This window comes from Methanomassiliicoccales archaeon LGM-RCC1 (assembly GCA_030168575.1).
Classification (GTDB): Archaea; Thermoplasmatota; Thermoplasmata; order Methanomassiliicoccales; family Methanomethylophilaceae; genus Methanoprimaticola.
Genome location: CP115555.1, coordinates 170,786 through 186,603 on the forward strand (window position 1 = coordinate 170,786; position 15,818 = coordinate 186,603).

The window sequence follows — 15,818 nt, forward strand, 5'->3', positions numbered from 1 at the left end:
AGCCACAAGTGGTATTTAATAAGTAGCACGCGTGAAGTCGCGTGTATATAATAGAAAAGAGGGGGAATCCCCCGTGGTTTTCATTCGAAGTCCTTGAAGGCCTTCAATATCATCTCGGACGTCACGCCCTTGAGCTCGGGGTTCATCCTGACGATCCTCTCATGCCATGACCTGATGGCGGCGGTGTCGGGCTGTCCGTCCTTGTAGAGCTCTCCGGGGAGTGGGATGCGCTTGTCCTTGGAGACGTACATCCACTTGTCGCCCATCGAATCCTTGATCAGGAAGGGCAGTGTGCGAACCATGACGACTATGGTCGTACGAGGCTGTCCCTTGTACATCTCGATGACCTCGGCCTCGATTACATCCTGAGATACTGGCACATTAGGATTATCCAATGTTATGGGCACCTCTTGGACCGACTTGTCGATCTTGTAGAGACGGCATACGCAGTCCTTGACGGAGGGGTCGAGCTCGGCTACGATGTTGCCCTCCTCGAATTTGGCGCTGATCCTTACGGGGTTCTTGATGGTCATGAACTTCCTGTTGGGGAAGGAATTGACCGTGATGTAGAAGCAGAAGGTGGACGACGGTGCCGCCATGACCTCATCGATGATGGGCTGGAGATCGATGTCGTAGCTCTCCTCTTCCCAGTCAGGGGTCACGTCCTTCTTCTTTCCTGTGACGCCTCCGAAGAAGACTGCCTTCTTCCTAGCTCCACGCACTGTGACCGTCATCTTGTCCTTGAGCTCCAGGACATCCACGTCCACGGTGTCGAAGGGCTGTGGACCGTTACCGATGTCATATGTGACGTAGGGCACGCACCAGACGACCTTGAAGGTCATTCCGTCGTAGGTGAAGGTGTACGGGTCCTCCGAGGATACATCCTTGGTTCCCTTCTCACCGAACACGTTGTAGGACACCTGCAGATCGTCTGTGATGTCTCCCTTTCCAGCATACTGGCAGCTGAACCCGGGGATGATGAAGTATTTGGACGAAGCGAGCTTCTTGCTGCCTTTCTCCAATGTGACCGTCACGGGGCCTCCGTACTTACCAGTGTCCACATACATCTGCGCGGCTGCGGACGTGTTCAGTATCTCCCCGTCCTTGCCCACGGCACGGACGATGCATTCGGAAGGCTCGCATCCAGTGACGGATACGGACATGATCGGTTTCTCAGCGTACAGAGGGAGCTTCTCGCCGTCGTAAATGACATCGGCATCGGCCGATGGCTGCGACAAGGTGAACTCTCCCTTGGCTGCCTTCTTGGAGGGCTTCTTCTTGGGAACCTCCTTGACCTCAGGCTCGGGTTCCGGCTTGGGCTCCTCCTTGACCTCCTCCTCTGGAGGCACCTCGGAAATGCCCTCGACCTTGGCAGTACCGGACACCAGAACGTTGAGCTTGAAGATGGACAGACCGTTCTTCACGGTGCTCTCCAGGAGCTCCGTCTTGAACAGCTTCAGTTCAGCACCGGCCCTGGCCACTGCGGTGACCTCTCCCATCGGCCTGACGACCGGGGATCCGACGCTGTTGTAGAATGAGATGGGGTGGGCCTTGTTGACGAACGCCTTCTCGCCGTCGATGGTTACGGTGAAGTCGTCCATGGGAGTGACCTCGGCAGGAGTGAGATCCACTGTCGAAGGGCGTGTGACTCTTCCCCCTCCCTGTTTGACCGACTCGAGGCGGTGCATCGGGATGACGTTGTCCCCGAACTCCACCGCAACGTTGAAGCGATCGTTCTCTAGACCTTTGTATCTGGGGACGTAAAGCAAGAACTTGCCGTTGTTGAAGTTGATCTTCGGACCGGATCCGATGAATCCGCGTCCAGTCGCAGGCACGGCCTCAGGATTGGCCTTCTTGACTGCTTCAGCCTTCCTGTTGGCCTCTCTTTCCGCCTTGGTCTTGGACTCGGAAAAGAACTCTTCGAAACTCATATCGGTAATGTCCTTTTGGTCACCCATAATCTCACTCACGCCCCAATGTCGCTCCTATCTAAAATATTTGGGGAGGGGTGGATAGGAAAGTTCGCACATACTCTCTTCAAAGTCCGCCGTTTCAGAGCAAAAACGATGAGGATTCGCGATATTTCGACTCATATAGCTCAGACGCGCGCGTATGTAAACCTTTATAAGTAAACCCCCAATAGCCCAACCCAAGGTGTATAACATGGCCGGAGACGATGATTACTTGGCATTGCTCGACAGAGCAAAAATTGCCTGTCCTGAGACGATCGAGAACCACGAGAGGTTCGAACTCCCTGAGATGGATGTCCTCCAAGAGGGAAAGATCACAGTTCTGAGGAACTTCATCGATATCACCGACAAGCTGAGGAGGGATCCCCAGCACCTGCTCCAGTTCATGCTCAAGGAACTGGGAACCCCCGGAAACATCGAGGGACGCAGGGCTGTTTTCAAAGCCAAGATCGGTCCCCAGCAGATCAACGACAAGATCCAAATGTACACCGAGACCTATGTTATATGTTCCGAGTGCGGCCTGCCCGACACCAAGATGACCAAGGACGGAAGGACACTGATGCTCGAGTGCGAGGCATGCGGTGCACGCAGGCCCATCACCGTCAGGAAATCCGTCAAGGCCGACACCGCCAACACCATCAGGGAAGGCGACATCATCGAGGTCACAATCTCCGATGTTGGAAAGAAGGGCGATGGGGTCGGAAAGGTCTTCGACTACCTGGTCGTCGTTCCCGGAACAGTCAAGGGCGCAACGGTCCACGCGAAGATCACCAAGATCTCGGCCAAGACCGCTTTCGCAGTCCCCACCACCGAGCCCTGCACCCGCTGATGAAGTACTACGTTGAATCGTACGGCTGTACGATGAACTACGGGGAAGGGCGCAAGCTCTCCCGCGACATGGCGTCCATGGGTTACCAGGAGGCATCCTCGCCGGAAGACGCGGACATAGTCATCCTGAATACCTGCACAGTTGTAGAGACCACCGAGAAGCACATGCTCTCGAGGATCTCCGAGCTCAAGAAGATGAAGAAGGAGGTCATCGTCACCGGATGCATGGCTAAGGTTCAGCCCAAGAGGGTCGAGATACGCCTTCCAGAATCCATCGTTCTGGCGCCTTCTGACTACCATCGTTTCGCCAAGGAGGTCGCTGACAGATACGGAATAGCCGGGCCTCCTCTTGCAGTGCATGAAGGGACGGATGCCATTCTGCCGATAGCTCAGGGATGCTTGGGCAATTGCACTTATTGCATCACCAAGTTCGCGAGAGGGAGGCTTCAGAGCTACCCTGAGAATGAGCTTGTTTCGGAATTCAACAGATTCATTGATGACGGAGCCAAGGAGGTCCTCATAACCGCTCAGGACACCGCCTGCTATGGTGCGGACAGTAAGACTGATCTGCCTTCGTTGATTCGTTCAATGCTACAGAAAGATGGAGATTACAGGGTGCGCATAGGCATGATGAACCCCAACCATCTGAAGAAGATCGTCGACGGCCTCATAGAGACTATGGATGACAGCAGGATGTACAGATTCCTGCATATCCCGGTTCAGAGCGGAAGCGATACTGTGCTCAAGAACATGCGCAGAGGATACACCGCAGAGACGTTCATGGAATTGGTTGACACCCTACGTGCCAGCATACCAGAAATCAGCATCGCCACAGATATCATAACCGGCTTCCCCGGAGAGACTGATGAGGATCATGAGAAGACCAAGATGCTCATAAAGGATCTTCACGCAGATACCCTCAACATCACGAGATTCTCATCGAGACCGGGTACCGAAGCTGCCTCCATGGAACAGCTCCACGGCAGAATACTCAAAGAGAGATCCACCGAACTGACAGAGCTGAAGAATTCAGTGGAGTACGAAGTGAACAAAAGGCTCATCGGTCAGAGATTCAGAACTTTAGCGACAGAAGTGGGCAAGGAGGGAACCATAGTCCGCACCGAGTATTACCGTCCAGTAGTCATCAGGGAGGACATCCCGCTCGGAACCTTCGTCGACATCGAGGTCACCGATTGCAGACCCACATATCTGTTCGGACAAAGGTTGTAATAAGACAACTGTATCATCTGGACACAGAGTCCCGTAGTGTAGTGGTCAATCATGCCGGCCTTTGGAGCCGGCGACTCCGGTTCGAATCCGGACGGGACTACCATCATCAATTCTTAATCCATGTTAGGACGAAAGATTAATTCTGAATACTGACTAACCTTCAACCATGACCAAAATCGTTGCAATCAACGGTAGCCCGCGCAAGAACTGGAATACGGACATGCTCGTCCAAGAGGCTGTGAAAGGAGCTGAATCGGAAGGGGCGACCGTGGAGAAGTACGACCTCTACAAGCTGGGAGGAATCTCCGGCTGTGTCTCCTGCTTCGGATGCAAGAGGAAGGATCATGAAGGGGAATGTATCTTCAAGGATGCATTGAAACCCGTTTTGGATTCGATAAAGACCGCTGACGGACTGATAATGGGTGCTCCCAACTATTTTGGAGACCTGTGTGCCGAATTCAAACTCTTCTACGAGAGGCTGATCTTCCCGTACCTCACGTATAACCTGGAAAGGCCATGCTGCAACGACCATTTCATCCCAGTGATGCTCGTGATGACCAGCAACGCAGATGACACGATGTATGTGGACAAGATTAACGGTTACAAGGCAACCATCGAAAGGTTCATTGGTCCCACCCAGACCCTGATATCCGGAAACACTATGCAGGTCAACGACTACAGCAAATTCAGCTGGACGTTCTTCAATGCAGAAGAGAGAATCGAGAGAAGGGAGAAAGTGTTCCCCGAGGAGCTGAAGAAAGCATTCTCGATGGGGGTTTCCATCGCCAGAAGGTAAATCATCTGTTCTCTGTGAACAGGAAAAGCGGCTCCAGACCAGATTCGTCATAGAAGCTGCCGCCATTCATCATAGCATCGAACAATGGGCCAGTGCGATCATCGAATCCCCTCAGCTTGTAGAATGCGCAGAGGAAATCGAAGAAGAGCCTATCGAAGATGTTCAGCTTCTTGCGGTCGATCCATCCCCTCAGATGATAGAACGGGACATTGATGCTGTTCTGGTCCTTGACCTTTGCCCACCCGAACTCCGGAGTTTCTTCCAGGGAGACGGATGCCACGGCCAGGAGCCTCTGCTTGTTGATCTTGTCTATTCCCACTATTGCAGGTCCTCTCAGCCATCCGAAGAACACGATCATCTCATTCGGATCATATTCGTCCTTAACCGAATAGCACAAATAACCTTTCTTAGAAGCGAAGGCCTCTGCGTATTTCTTTGAAGAACCTGTTTTAGAGGAATAAACAACGATTGTCATTGAAAGTACCTGATAGAAATGAAGTGACGTTCGATGCTACGTTTAGTGCATGGTAAGCTGCCAAGGAATTGCGGGAAATCCTTTACGAATTTCCTTGCAATTGTTACGCGTTAATTTTGAGAGGGATGGGGCGAACCCCATCCCTGCGTAGGAGGTGATCCATCTGCAGGTTCCCCTACAGATACCTTGTTACGACTTAACCTTCCTTGCTAAATCTCAGTTCGAAGACCCTAATCAGGGGCCACCTCACTGAAACCCAACTCGGATGGTTTGACGGGCGGTGTGTGCAAGGAGCAGGGGCATATTCACCGCGAGTTTTTGATTCGCGATTACTACGGAATCCAGCTTCATGAGGGTGAGTTACAACCCTCAATCCGAACTACGGACGGGTTTCGAGATTGACTTCGCCTTTCGGCGTCGTAGCCCATTGTCCCGCCCTTTGTAGCGCGCGTGTAGCCCAAGAGATTCGGGGCATACTGACCTACCGTTGACCTCTCCTTCCTCTGACTTAGCGCCAGCGGTCTCGATAATGTGCCTCCACCCCGGAGGGTGAAGTAGCAATTATAGATGAGGGTCTCGTTCGTTATCTCACTTAAGAGAACGCCTTACGGTACGAACTGACGACGGCCATGCACCACCTCTCTAAGAATCAAGCAAGGTCGTTAGCCTGGCTTTCATGTGATAGTCGCCCTTGGTGAGTTTTCCGGTGTTGAATCCAATTAAACCGCACGCTCCTCCCGTTGCGGTGCTCCCCCGCCAATTCCTTTAAGTTTCATCCTTGCGGACGTACTCCCCAAGTAGCCGACTTAACAACTTCTCTCCGGCACTGAATGCCCCCGAAGGGCCTCCAACACCAAGTCGGCAGCGTTTACACCCTGGACTACCGGGGTATCTAATCCCGTTTGCGACCCAGGGCTTCGTCCCTCACCGTCGGATCCGTTCTAGCTAGACGCCTTCGCCACCGGTGGTCCTTCTAGGATTACAGGATTTTACCCCTACCCCAGAAGTACCTCTAGCCTCTCCCGGTCCCAAGTTTGACAGTCTCTTCGGAAGTCGGAAAGTTGAGCTTCCCGATTTACCCAAAGATTTACCAAACCGGCTACGAACGTTTTAGACTCAATAAAATCGACCACCACTTGGGCTGCAGGTATTACCGCGGCGGCTGGCACCCGTCTTACCCAGCCCTTATTCCTCAAGTTATCTACGCTTGAGAAAAGCTAGAACAAATGTCCTAGCACTAGGATTTCCCTCATCGGGGTTGCCCCCAGTGTGAAGTTTTCGCGACTGCTGCGCCCCGTAGGGCCTGGATTCGTGTCTCAGAATCCAACTCTGGGCTCCCTCTCTCAAGGCCCATACCCGTCGTAGGCTAGGGGGTACTTTACACCCACTACTACCTGATAGGCCGCAGAGCGATCCTTAAGCGCCGGAACTTTGAACCATGACTCATTCCAGATGCCATGATCTATGGGGTATTATCCTGAATTTCCCGAGATTATCCCCCACTTAAGGGCACGTTCTCCACGTGTTACTGAGCAGTCCGCCGAGTCCATAACGACTCTCGACTCGCATGTCTTAATCGAAATCCTATAGCGGTGGCCGCCGGCAGGATCAACCGGAGTCAAATCATTGACTTATTTCGTCTTTGATGGATGAAATTGAAACTGGCAGTTTACCATGTTTCACCGCTGTCCCGCTAAACGGCACACTCTTTCGAATATTCCGTCTAACGGAACATTCGTAGCATCGAACGTCAGAATTCATGAGGGCACGACAGGATGGTGTTTCCCTGCCGGGGATCATGATTCTCCATGATTGCGGCCATATCGGACCGCGCATTCCCCTGTATATTGCTCAAGTATATAATCCTATATGGAAGGCCACCGAGCCACATACATGGAACGTGACTTGACCGCCAGTGACTCTGGGAGTCGACCTGACGTCGCATCGCGCAACCCCGTGTAATCTGAGGGAGTATATAAGAATTCCTGACGGAGTTCTTTTCCCTCGAAACCTCGGGGTCGATCATCATCGCAAATCGGTCCGGACAACCACTGGGTGGTCGCCGCCTCATCGCGCAACCCCCCCTATTTTCACGTATTATAAAAACATTGAGGATGAGGGTTTTCAAAGGTCCATGATACTATCCAAAAATAACATTCCATCTTCTATTTCACAGCTTATTCTGATTGGATAGGCATCTTCTCCAATAATCATCTTATCTATAATATAAGTAAGAAGAGAACTAGTGATGCGACCAAACCTTTATTAGAGATATATCATTCCCCAGAATACAAGTGGAGGTGGCCCAGCCCGGTAAGGCGCCAGCCTGCTAAGCTAGTGCGCTATGCGCTCGCGTGTTCAAATCACGTCCTCCACGCCATTCTCACCTCTTCTATCTGACAAATGACCCTAGGCTGTCGGCCTTTCTTCCGCAAACAACTTTTAGAATCATCGCAATTCCTCTCCGCAACAAGTGGTCCGATGGATAAACGGAATTGGAGAATGAGAGCTCTCAAAGCCTTCAAGATTCTACCCTATGCCCTAGGCATAGCCATGGGGATTCTCTTGTTAGCATACGGAGGATACCTCCTCTACAAAGACGTCTACGTCTCCATCGAACCTTCCTCGCTGATTGTCATCGCACACATTATTATGACCATTTCAGGACTGTTCATCATCATTGTCGGAAGAAGAGACCTGATAAGATGCATAGGACTCTATGCGGTTTCCCTAGGATTGTCCCGTTTTGCCCTGAGATTGGATATATTGGACTTCGATGACATGGTGCCCGCGGCCATCAACTGTGTCATGATATTGCTGGCGATTAACCTGATGTACACCGGTGCATCCTTCTGCATGGGAAGGGTCATCAGGCGCCTGTCCATGTCAATCACATCCATCATACTCGCAATGATCGATCTGCTCATGCTGGTCGCCAATGGATCCCAGAGCATACTGCCCTTCACACCATATATTGACACCAATACAAGGTTCGTAGAGTGCATAATGTACCTGGTGCTGCTCATCTTGCTAGATACGGAGTTCATTCGTTATGGAACATCGGAAGGCCGGATAGTCACCCACCTGACCCGCATACGTGAGAACTACCGCATGGATGACGATGCACATATCAACCCTATTGTAGCGGAGAATCTCCTGAACCGCGACGGAAATCTTTGGATAAGGAACAACGACGGCCCAGTCGACCGTGAGATGACGTTCACCATCACCGGGAATACCATGGAGGCGAACGTGACCGCACAGATATGGAAAGGGCATGACGGCATATATCTGACCATCTCTTCCAACCCAGGTTCCATCATACACGCCAACAGGATAAAGGTGGACGTTGTTCGCAGAGAGGGTAACGTCCTCCACATGTACGGCAAAGACGGTACCGACTTCATAGTCGGTCTCAGCAAGGGGGCGAGATCCTGAACAACGGGATGAACAGGAGCAAGATTGGCAGACATATGTCCGTACTCCCCAAGGTGTTGCTTGTCCTGATAGCCATTGGCTGTCTGTCCATCTTCGTCGCGACACTGATCCTGATAATCGTCCCGAAGGAAGTGTTCGATATCACCACAGAGTGGGCATCACTCGCGTACATTATCCCCGCAATCCTTGTCATACGCTACATAAACAGGCCGCCGAGGTTCGCTATACTGACGATTGCAGTCTGCATCCCGGTGATTGAAATGGGGACCTTGATCCCCGAATTGATGGAAGCACCCGGTATGGCCATCCTGTTCTTCATGGATCTCGTCATGATGGTGAGCGGAATTCACTGTTTCATCGGAGACGAACACAGTGTGACCCGTCTTATATACGTCAGCATAACCATGATGATTCTTAATCTGGCCGCCAGTTTCATGATCCTCATCATCGCCATCTTAAGCCTGGAAGTCGATCTGATGCTGCTTGCAGTGTACAACCTTTCATCGGTCTTCATCTATCTCCTCTTCACGCTCTTCCTTATCCAGAGGGACGTCCGTGAGGAAAGTATGGGCTCGAAGCTCAGAGGAGGCATAGAGGCCACGGATGCATTGCTGTCCTCCGGGCCCGGGGCGTACATCTACACGGAGGAGGTCTATCCCCTCCTAGGAATGGACATGAGCAAATGGTATGTAACTGGTCTAGACTGCCCGATCGAGGCCCTGTACACAGCCACAGTCCACGACGGCAAGAGATCCCTGCTGCTCACCTCCAAGAAGTGGAGAGGCGAGAACAGGATCAGGATCAGCGTCGATGAGGATCTGAAGACCCGCCCGTACGGTACCGGTTTCCCTCTCAACTACCATTCATTCGAACAGGCCAGCGAGGGCCTGTACCTCCGTTTGTACGGGGATGAAGGCTTCTTCATGAGGATCCGCATCAAGGACAAGCCGAAGGTGCAGCCCAGATTCTTCCAAACTGCCGACCTAGATATCTACGAGTGGGAAGAACAGCTACAGGAAGAGTATCCCCAGAATGATTAATTACGGAACTCCTGATTACGTATCATGAAATTCCTACTGATCACAGACCTCCATCAGAACGCATCCGCTCTGGATTGGATCAACAAGGAGATCGAAGAGCACAAGGTCGACTTCGTCATACACTTGGGTGACGTCACTGATATGGGTACGGCGGATCAGGCTGTCGAGCTACTATCCAAGATCAAAGGTAGGGTGTACGTCCTTCCCGGTAACTGCGATGCTAGGGATATGCCGTCCAAGGTCGGTAATATCGCCATCGATATGCACAAGAAGAAGACCGTAATCGACGGATACGACCTTGTCGGTCTGGGCGGCGGGAACAGGAGCCCCTTCGATTCGCCTTTCGAACTGGAGGAGGATGAGATCTACAACAGTCTGAAACCGATATCCTCGAAGGGTATGATCCTCATGACTCACGCGCCTTCCTATGGAATCCTGGATGAGATTCCCTCCGGAGCGCACGTCGGGTGCCCTGCGATCAAGAAGATCGTCGATGAGTACAAACCTATTCTGGCGATGTCCGGACACATCCATGAAGCGATCGGATGCAAAGAGATCGACGGAACGGTCTTCGTCAACCCCGGTCCTGCAAAGGACGGTTACAGCGCAATCATCACTGTGGACGGCGGAAAGGTCGTCGATGTGATGATGCTCCACAAAGAATGAACTTCACAACTGATGGTCGTCGCAGGTCGACGGCCATCAGATCTGTGTAAGCACCGCTCTCGTATTCTCTGACGCCCACTTTCTTGAATCCCAATCCCGAATAGAATCTCTTTGCATTCTCATTCTTGGGATTCACTTCCAGAACAGCCCTCTTGCAGGCCCTGGCCCTACCGTAATCCAATACCAGCTTCACAGCTTCGCTGCCGTAACCCTCGCCCCTGTGCTCAGGAGCGATGTAGACTTTGCTGATGAATAGTTCGTCGCCTTCCTTGCCGGCGGACATCAGGCCCAGGATCCGCCCGTCCTTGACAGGGTATGCGTAGAAATGGCCCATTGACATATCCTTCCTGATCCTCCCCGGGCCGACCCAATCATCGAATATGTCCTCGGCGTGCTGCCTTCCGCCCTTGATGATTGGAGCATACGTGTCCACCCACATATCATGGATGTACTCCGAGATGGATTCGGCATCGGATTCATTCAGGAATATCAATTCCATGACTGGAAATCGGTTTGCTGATAAATACTGGTAGCGCACAAGAATTCTGATTTTTTATGCACAACCAATACCCCCTATAGGTATAGTTAAATAGAATGCAATCAGATAGTGCTACACCCATCCAATGGGGTAGAGACTCGAGGATGTCCAGTTCAACCACTCTGTGTCTCGTGGCCGATGGCGAGATCGGTCATCATCGACAATCTCTCTGGACATTCGGGGTTTCGCCGGGAGATTCATCTCTCCCGGATCTTCCTGGTATCTTATTTCTGATAACTTTTATATAGAGCACTATAATTAGAGGGCTCGATTACTATGGCACTTTGGCAGGGTAAATCCAACAGAAAGCCCACTGGAGGCAGACTCGTCCCCAGTCAGGGAAAGAGAAAATTCGAGATCAGCAGAGAGAAGCAGTACACCAAGATCGGTGCAACGAATCTCAAGCAGTATCGCGGAATGGGCGGAAGTGTCAAGGTTGGTATGCTCAGCACAGAGTACGCAAATGTAATGGACAAGAAGACTAACAAGGTCACAAAGGCAAAGATCCTGACCGTTAAGTCCAACCCCTCGGATCCCAACTATGTTCAGCGTAACATCATGAACAAGGGAGCCACCATCTCCACAGAGATCGGAGATGCCATCATCACATCCAGGCCTGGCCAGGATGGAGCAATTAACGCAGTGCTCATCGAGTAATCACATTGACACAAACCCTTTACTTACCCCTCTCGGGTAAGGATATTTCTTTTTGAACAATAATTCGGAAACCATTATTAGTCCGACTTCTATCCCACAATCATGACATACGATCCGGATGTTGCGATTACGCTATGGCCAGAGTATTTCGACGCTAACCTGACCAGGGCACAGGGAAGGAGGCTGCCCAAGGAATTGTGCGTACCCAGCCCTAATCTCGACCTCATCGCAAAGGGTGCGATGATTTTGGATCTTGAATTCGAGATACGCGAGGACATGTCCTACCCCAAGTTCCCCCGTGAGAAGCACGGATGCGTCAAAGTGGAGAGGACCGACATGTCCAAGACCGAGCTTCTGCCCAAGATCGCAGAGGTCCTGGTGAAGAATCAGGGAAGGTGAGGCCCATGATATCCGGTCTTGATTCAAGAGTGATCGATGCCAACTCGGAAGCCTTGGGTATCCCCGTGTCCACCCTGATGGACAATGCTGGGAAGGTCGTTTCCAGCTTCCTTATCGAACATTACCCCCAGAGCCGTATACTGTTCGTATGCGGGCCCGGCAACAACGGCGGTGACGGATTCGCCGCCGCATTGCTCATGGATCCTTCCATGGTCACAGTGGCGCTCCTAAGGAAATCCAGCGCCATCCACTCCGAGATCTCCAAGCAGAGGTACTCCAAGCTTCAGTGTAGAGTGGAGGAATACAATTCAAGCCTTCTCAATGAGGCGGATGTCATTGTCGACTGCGCACTGGGCACAGGTATCAGGGGCAAAGTAAAGGACCCTTACAGGAGTTTCATACTGGAGGCCAATGCATCAGGCCTCCCCATCGTATCGGTCGATGTCCCATCGGGACTCGGATCCGATGTCACCATCGTCCCTCGGACGACCATCACATTCCATGATGTCAAGACAGGGATGAACGACGACAACTGCGGTAACATCCTCGTTGCCGATGTGGGAATCCCCGTGGATGCCATGAAGTTTATCGGACCTGGGGACGTCCTCAGATACCCTGTTCCGGACGAGAACAGCCACAAAGGGGAGAACGGCAGGCTCATGATCATTGCAGGAGGACCCTATTATGGGGCTGCCGTCATGTGCTCCCTATCAGCGCTCAGGACCGGAGCGGACATCGTCAGGCTCTACACGCCGGAGACCGTCGCACCCATCGTTGCGACATATTCTCCGGTCCTCATGATCACCCCCCTTCCCGGGAACCATCTGACCACCGAATCAGTGGATATGCTCCTGGCGGAATCCATGAACTACGATGCCGTCCTTATCGGACCCGGCATCGGGAAGGACCCCGACACAATGCTCGCAGTCAAAGAGTTCGTCAGGAAGTGCAAGACACCCATGGTCGTCGATGCCGATGCGCTGTCTGCGATCATCGGGATGGAGATCCCCACACCTACGATCCTCACACCCCACAAAGGAGAGTTCCGCAAGCTGGATTCCCAGTACGGAGGACCTGAGCCCCTCGCACAGTTGATGAATGTCACGCTTCTCCTGAAGGGACACGTGGACACGATCACCAACGGAAACGCGACCAGATACAACAGGTCCGGAACCGCGGCGATGACCGGGGCAGGAACCGGTGACGTCCTCTCTGGAGCCGTCGCCGCTCTGCTGTCCAAGGGCCTCAGTACCATGGAGGCCGCCTCGCTCGGAGCGTTCCTATCTGGAAAAGCTGGGGAATATGCCTTCAAGGACAAGTCCTACGGACTGGTGGCCACCGACATCATAGAGGAGATCCCCCACGTTCTGAGAGACAACCTGAGGTGAAGATGGACCTTCAACCGGTCTACGGCATACCCGCCCTCAAGGCCGGAAACAGCCTTGTGATCACCGACCTACACATCGGTCTGGAATCCCATCTCAGAGCCAAAGGATTCCATCTCACATCTCATACCTCTGATATGCATCAGGCCATCCTGGATGCTGCCGATGATGACATCAACAGACTCGTGGTCATAGGCGACGTCAAGGACTCCGTTCCCGGATCCACGAAACAGGAGTATGCTGAGATTCCGGATTTCTTCGAGAGCCTGTTCGAACGCTTCAATTCCATAGATGTTGTGCGGGGCAACCACGACACGATGATCGAGGAATTCCTCCCGTCTAAAGTCAGGATACGTCCTGCCACCGGTCTCAAGATAGATGGCCTTGGACTCATCCACGGCCATACGTGGCCCTCGGAGGAAGTCATGGACTGCGACACCCTCATCTTAGGCCACAACCACCCTGCGGTCATGTTCAGAGACGGTGTCGGAAGGCAGATGACAGAACCGTGCTGGTTCAGGGGAACCTTCGCCAAGACAGAGGATGAGAAGTATCAGAAGCTGCCTCGCAACTTCATCGTGGTCCCTGCGTTCAACAGGATGCTTGGCGGTTCTCCGGTGAACGTCATCGGAGAGGATCTTCTGGGGCCTGTTCTGAACAGTGACCTGTTGGATCTGGACAATGCGCATCTGTATCTTCTGGACGGCATAGATCTCGGAAAGAGATCGAACAACATGATATCCGGAAGGGAAAACACCAGATTCAAACAGGGCCCTCAGAGCCGTGCGAAGTACAGTTGATCTTTTTCAATAATCAAAACGCAGAAGTAAGAAGTGGTTTTGCGGGCGGGAGGGGTTGCCCCCTCCCTTTTATTGTTTTCAGTTCCTGGTGACCGTGTCGTAGACAGATCCGTCAGAGTTCCTGATGACTGCTGTCAGAGGCATCTGTCCAGGCAGGCTGTGGGTTGCACAGGAGTTGCAGGGGTCGTATGCCCTGAACGCCATCTCAACCATGTTCAGCAGACCGGGGGAGACCTCATAGTTGTGGATGAGTCCCTTTGCGACCTTGGCAACGTCCATACAAATGGGTCCGTTGTTGTTGGTCGTTCCGACGACAAGGTTACATGCAGTGACAATACCGTTCTCGTCACAGGTGTAGTCGTGTGTCAGGGTTCCGCGGGGAGCCTCGACGCATCCTACTCCGCGTCCGCCGGCGTGGATGTCCTTCTGCTTGATGTCGCTGCTAGTCAGGTCAGGGCACTGTGCGTCCTCGAAACACTTCTCAGCGCAGCAGAGCAGCTCGATAAGCCTTGCCCAGTGAGTGACCAGTGTGTGCTGGCAGGGTCCCTCGACTCCAGCGTCCTTGAGGATTCCCTTGTACTTCTCGAACTCTTCCTGAGCGAGAGGTGTGGGCATCTCCTTCGCGACGTTAAGCCTAGAAAGGGGCGATGCTCTGTACATTCCACTGTCGGGTCCGGGAACGAGTCCCTTGTATCCGGGCTTCTTCAGGTAGGGGAACTTCTCGTAGGACCAGGGCTCGACTGCCTCTCCGATGTGGTCGAGGTAATCGTAGGGGTCGTAAAGATCCCAGTCCTCTCCCTTCTGGTTGACGACCTTGACCTTTCCGTCGTGGATCTCGAACTGTCCCCTCTCGTTGACGAGTCCCATGTGGTATGTCTCGTTGTAGTAGAGGTCGGGGTTGAGGACGATGTCCATGTACTCCTTGTTTCCGAGAACGACATCGTTGAAGACCTGCATAGAGGTCTTTGCGAAGTCGATCATTCCCTGAGCGTAGCCGATGATCTCCTTCTGCTGCTCCTTTGTGATAGCAGTGGTGACTCCACCAGGGACTCCCATCACGGGGTGAGTGGGCTTTCCTCCGATGATAGCCTGAACCTTCTGGGCCTCCGCACGTGTCTTGAGGACTGCTCCTCCGAGTTCGAGTCCTACGCGGGCTACGACTCCGAGAACGTTCCTCTCCGCGGCAGGTGCTGCGGGTCCGCAGACGAAGTCGGGTGCTGCCAGCGCATAGAAGTGCGCGATGTGGCTGTGCACGAAATGGGCGTTGTAGAACGTGTCCCTGAGGAGGTACGCGACCTCTGTGGGCTTCGTGTTGTAGCATCCGTCAATCGCCTTTGTCGAGGCCATGTGGTGTGCTCCGGGGCACACTCCGCACAGCCTTGCTGTGATCTGGTTGAGCTCTGTTACTTTCCTTCCGATACAGAATCTCTCGAATCCCCTGACCTCGGGAACCTGCCAGTATGCGTTGGCAACGTCTCCCTTGTCGTCGAGGAAGATCTCGATCTTTCCGTGTCCCTCGAGACGTGTGATGGGGTCGACGGTCACTTTGTTTCCGGTGACCTTCTGCTTCTCGTCCCAAATGATAGGTCCTGTCAT

At 52.8% G+C, this 15,818-nt stretch carries 14 protein-coding genes, 2 tRNA genes and 1 rRNA gene; 12 read left to right on the top strand and 5 right to left on the bottom strand.

The genetic code is table 11. The features are described from left to right. Positions 1-80: 80 nt before the first annotated feature. Positions 81-1,958, bottom strand: a complete 1,878-nt coding sequence (locus PED39_00715; GenBank protein ID WII07747.1) for a hypothetical protein — start codon at positions 1,956-1,958, stop codon at positions 81-83. Positions 1,959-2,163: 205 nt separating this feature from the next. Here PED39_00715 and PED39_00720 point away from each other — a divergent pair, with 205 nt between their 5' ends. The 4 genes from PED39_00720 (at position 2,164) to PED39_00735 (ending at position 4,824) form a co-directional block, all read left to right on the top strand. Continuing rightward, entirely contained in the window at positions 2,164-2,799 is a 636-nt protein-coding gene (locus PED39_00720) for a translation initiation factor IF-2 subunit beta (GenBank protein ID WII07748.1), read from the top strand. Then, a complete protein-coding gene (locus PED39_00725) occupies positions 2,799-4,028 on the top strand; it encodes a tRNA (N(6)-L-threonylcarbamoyladenosine(37)-C(2))-methylthiotransferase (GenBank protein ID WII07749.1) in 1,230 nt (409 codons plus the stop codon). Before PED39_00720 ends, PED39_00725 begins: the two co-directional genes overlap by 1 nt. A gap of 27 nt (positions 4,029-4,055) precedes the next feature. Then, positions 4,056-4,131, top strand: a tRNA-Gln gene (locus PED39_00730). Positions 4,132-4,194: 63 nt separating this feature from the next. Next, positions 4,195-4,824, top strand: coding sequence for a flavodoxin family protein (locus PED39_00735; GenBank protein ID WII07750.1), 630 nt, complete (start codon positions 4,195-4,197; stop codon positions 4,822-4,824). Position 4,825: 1 nt separating this feature from the next. On the opposite strand, the gene PED39_00740 is transcribed toward PED39_00735, so the two are convergent. Together PED39_00740 and PED39_00745 are read right to left on the bottom strand one after the other, a co-directional pair. Next, positions 4,826-5,299: a hypothetical protein gene (locus tag PED39_00740; protein ID WII07751.1), complete on the bottom strand. Its 474-nt coding sequence runs from the start codon at positions 5,297-5,299 to the stop codon at positions 4,826-4,828. A gap of 149 nt (positions 5,300-5,448) precedes the next feature. Then, positions 5,449-6,918, bottom strand: a 16S ribosomal RNA gene (locus tag PED39_00745). A gap of 675 nt (positions 6,919-7,593) precedes the next feature. Between PED39_00745 and PED39_00750 the strand changes: the two genes are divergently transcribed. The 4 genes from PED39_00750 (at position 7,594) to PED39_00765 (ending at position 10,443) form a co-directional block, all read left to right on the top strand. Then, a tRNA-Ser gene (locus PED39_00750) sits at positions 7,594-7,679 on the top strand. 101 nt (positions 7,680-7,780) lie between these two features. After that, entirely contained in the window at positions 7,781-8,737 is a 957-nt protein-coding gene (locus PED39_00755) for a hypothetical protein (protein WII07752.1), read from the top strand. Between the two features lie 8 nt (positions 8,738-8,745). Further along, entirely contained in the window at positions 8,746-9,777 is a 1,032-nt protein-coding gene (locus PED39_00760; GenBank protein ID WII07753.1) for a hypothetical protein, read from the top strand. A 24-nt stretch (positions 9,778-9,801) separates the two neighbouring features. Further along, a complete protein-coding gene (locus tag PED39_00765; GenBank protein WII07754.1) occupies positions 9,802-10,443 on the top strand; it encodes a metallophosphoesterase in 642 nt (213 codons plus the stop codon). Here the strand turns inward: PED39_00765 and PED39_00770 are convergent. After that, positions 10,391-10,942, bottom strand: a complete 552-nt coding sequence (locus tag PED39_00770) for a GNAT family N-acetyltransferase (GenBank protein ID WII07755.1) — start codon at positions 10,940-10,942, stop codon at positions 10,391-10,393. The two genes, PED39_00765 and PED39_00770, sit on opposite strands and share 53 nt — an antisense overlap. Before the next feature lie 315 nt (positions 10,943-11,257). On the opposite strand from PED39_00770, the gene PED39_00775 reads away from it, so the two are divergent. The 4 genes from PED39_00775 to PED39_00790 all read left to right on the top strand — a co-directional run bounded on the left by PED39_00775 (position 11,258) and on the right by PED39_00790 (position 14,222). After that, positions 11,258-11,638, top strand: coding sequence for a 30S ribosomal protein S8e (locus PED39_00775; protein ID WII07756.1), 381 nt, complete (start codon positions 11,258-11,260; stop codon positions 11,636-11,638). Between the two features lie 102 nt (positions 11,639-11,740). Beyond that, complete coding sequence (locus PED39_00780; GenBank protein WII07757.1) at positions 11,741-12,037, top strand: signal recognition particle subunit SRP19/SEC65 family protein; 297 nt, start codon at positions 11,741-11,743, stop codon at positions 12,035-12,037. Positions 12,038-12,042: 5 nt separating this feature from the next. Beyond that, entirely contained in the window at positions 12,043-13,425 is a 1,383-nt protein-coding gene (locus PED39_00785) for an NAD(P)H-hydrate dehydratase (GenBank protein ID WII07758.1), read from the top strand. A gap of 2 nt (positions 13,426-13,427) precedes the next feature. Further along, positions 13,428-14,222, top strand: coding sequence for a metallophosphoesterase (locus PED39_00790; GenBank protein WII07759.1), 795 nt, complete (start codon positions 13,428-13,430; stop codon positions 14,220-14,222). Positions 14,223-14,300: 78 nt separating this feature from the next. Here PED39_00790 and PED39_00795 read toward each other — a convergent pair whose 3' ends face one another. Next, positions 14,301-15,818, bottom strand: a complete 1,518-nt coding sequence (locus tag PED39_00795; GenBank protein WII07760.1) for a Ni/Fe hydrogenase subunit alpha — start codon at positions 15,816-15,818, stop codon at positions 14,301-14,303.

Coding starts and splice junctions, on each gene's coding strand:
- PED39_00785 (WII07758.1), top strand. CDS start 12,043: ATGATATCCGGTCTTGATTCAAGAGTGATCGATGCCAACTCGGAAGCC.
- PED39_00775 (WII07756.1), top strand. CDS start 11,258: ATGGCACTTTGGCAGGGTAAATCCAACAGAAAGCCCACTGGAGGCAGA.
- PED39_00755 (WII07752.1), top strand. CDS start 7,781: ATGGATAAACGGAATTGGAGAATGAGAGCTCTCAAAGCCTTCAAGATT.
- PED39_00740 (WII07751.1), bottom strand. CDS start 5,299: ATGACAATCGTTGTTTATTCCTCTAAAACAGGTTCTTCAAAGAAATAC.
- PED39_00770 (WII07755.1), bottom strand. CDS start 10,942: ATGGAATTGATATTCCTGAATGAATCCGATGCCGAATCCATCTCGGAG.
- PED39_00790 (WII07759.1), top strand. CDS start 13,428: ATGGACCTTCAACCGGTCTACGGCATACCCGCCCTCAAGGCCGGAAAC.
- PED39_00735 (WII07750.1), top strand. CDS start 4,195: ATGACCAAAATCGTTGCAATCAACGGTAGCCCGCGCAAGAACTGGAAT.
- PED39_00725 (WII07749.1), top strand. CDS start 2,799: ATGAAGTACTACGTTGAATCGTACGGCTGTACGATGAACTACGGGGAA.
- PED39_00715 (WII07747.1), bottom strand. CDS start 1,958: ATGGGTGACCAAAAGGACATTACCGATATGAGTTTCGAAGAGTTCTTT.
- PED39_00760 (WII07753.1), top strand. CDS start 8,746: ATGAACAGGAGCAAGATTGGCAGACATATGTCCGTACTCCCCAAGGTG.
- PED39_00765 (WII07754.1), top strand. CDS start 9,802: ATGAAATTCCTACTGATCACAGACCTCCATCAGAACGCATCCGCTCTG.
- PED39_00795 (WII07760.1), bottom strand. CDS start 15,818: ATGACAGGACCTATCATTTGGGACGAGAAGCAGAAGGTCACCGGAAAC.
- PED39_00720 (WII07748.1), top strand. CDS start 2,164: ATGGCCGGAGACGATGATTACTTGGCATTGCTCGACAGAGCAAAAATT.
- PED39_00780 (WII07757.1), top strand. CDS start 11,741: ATGACATACGATCCGGATGTTGCGATTACGCTATGGCCAGAGTATTTC.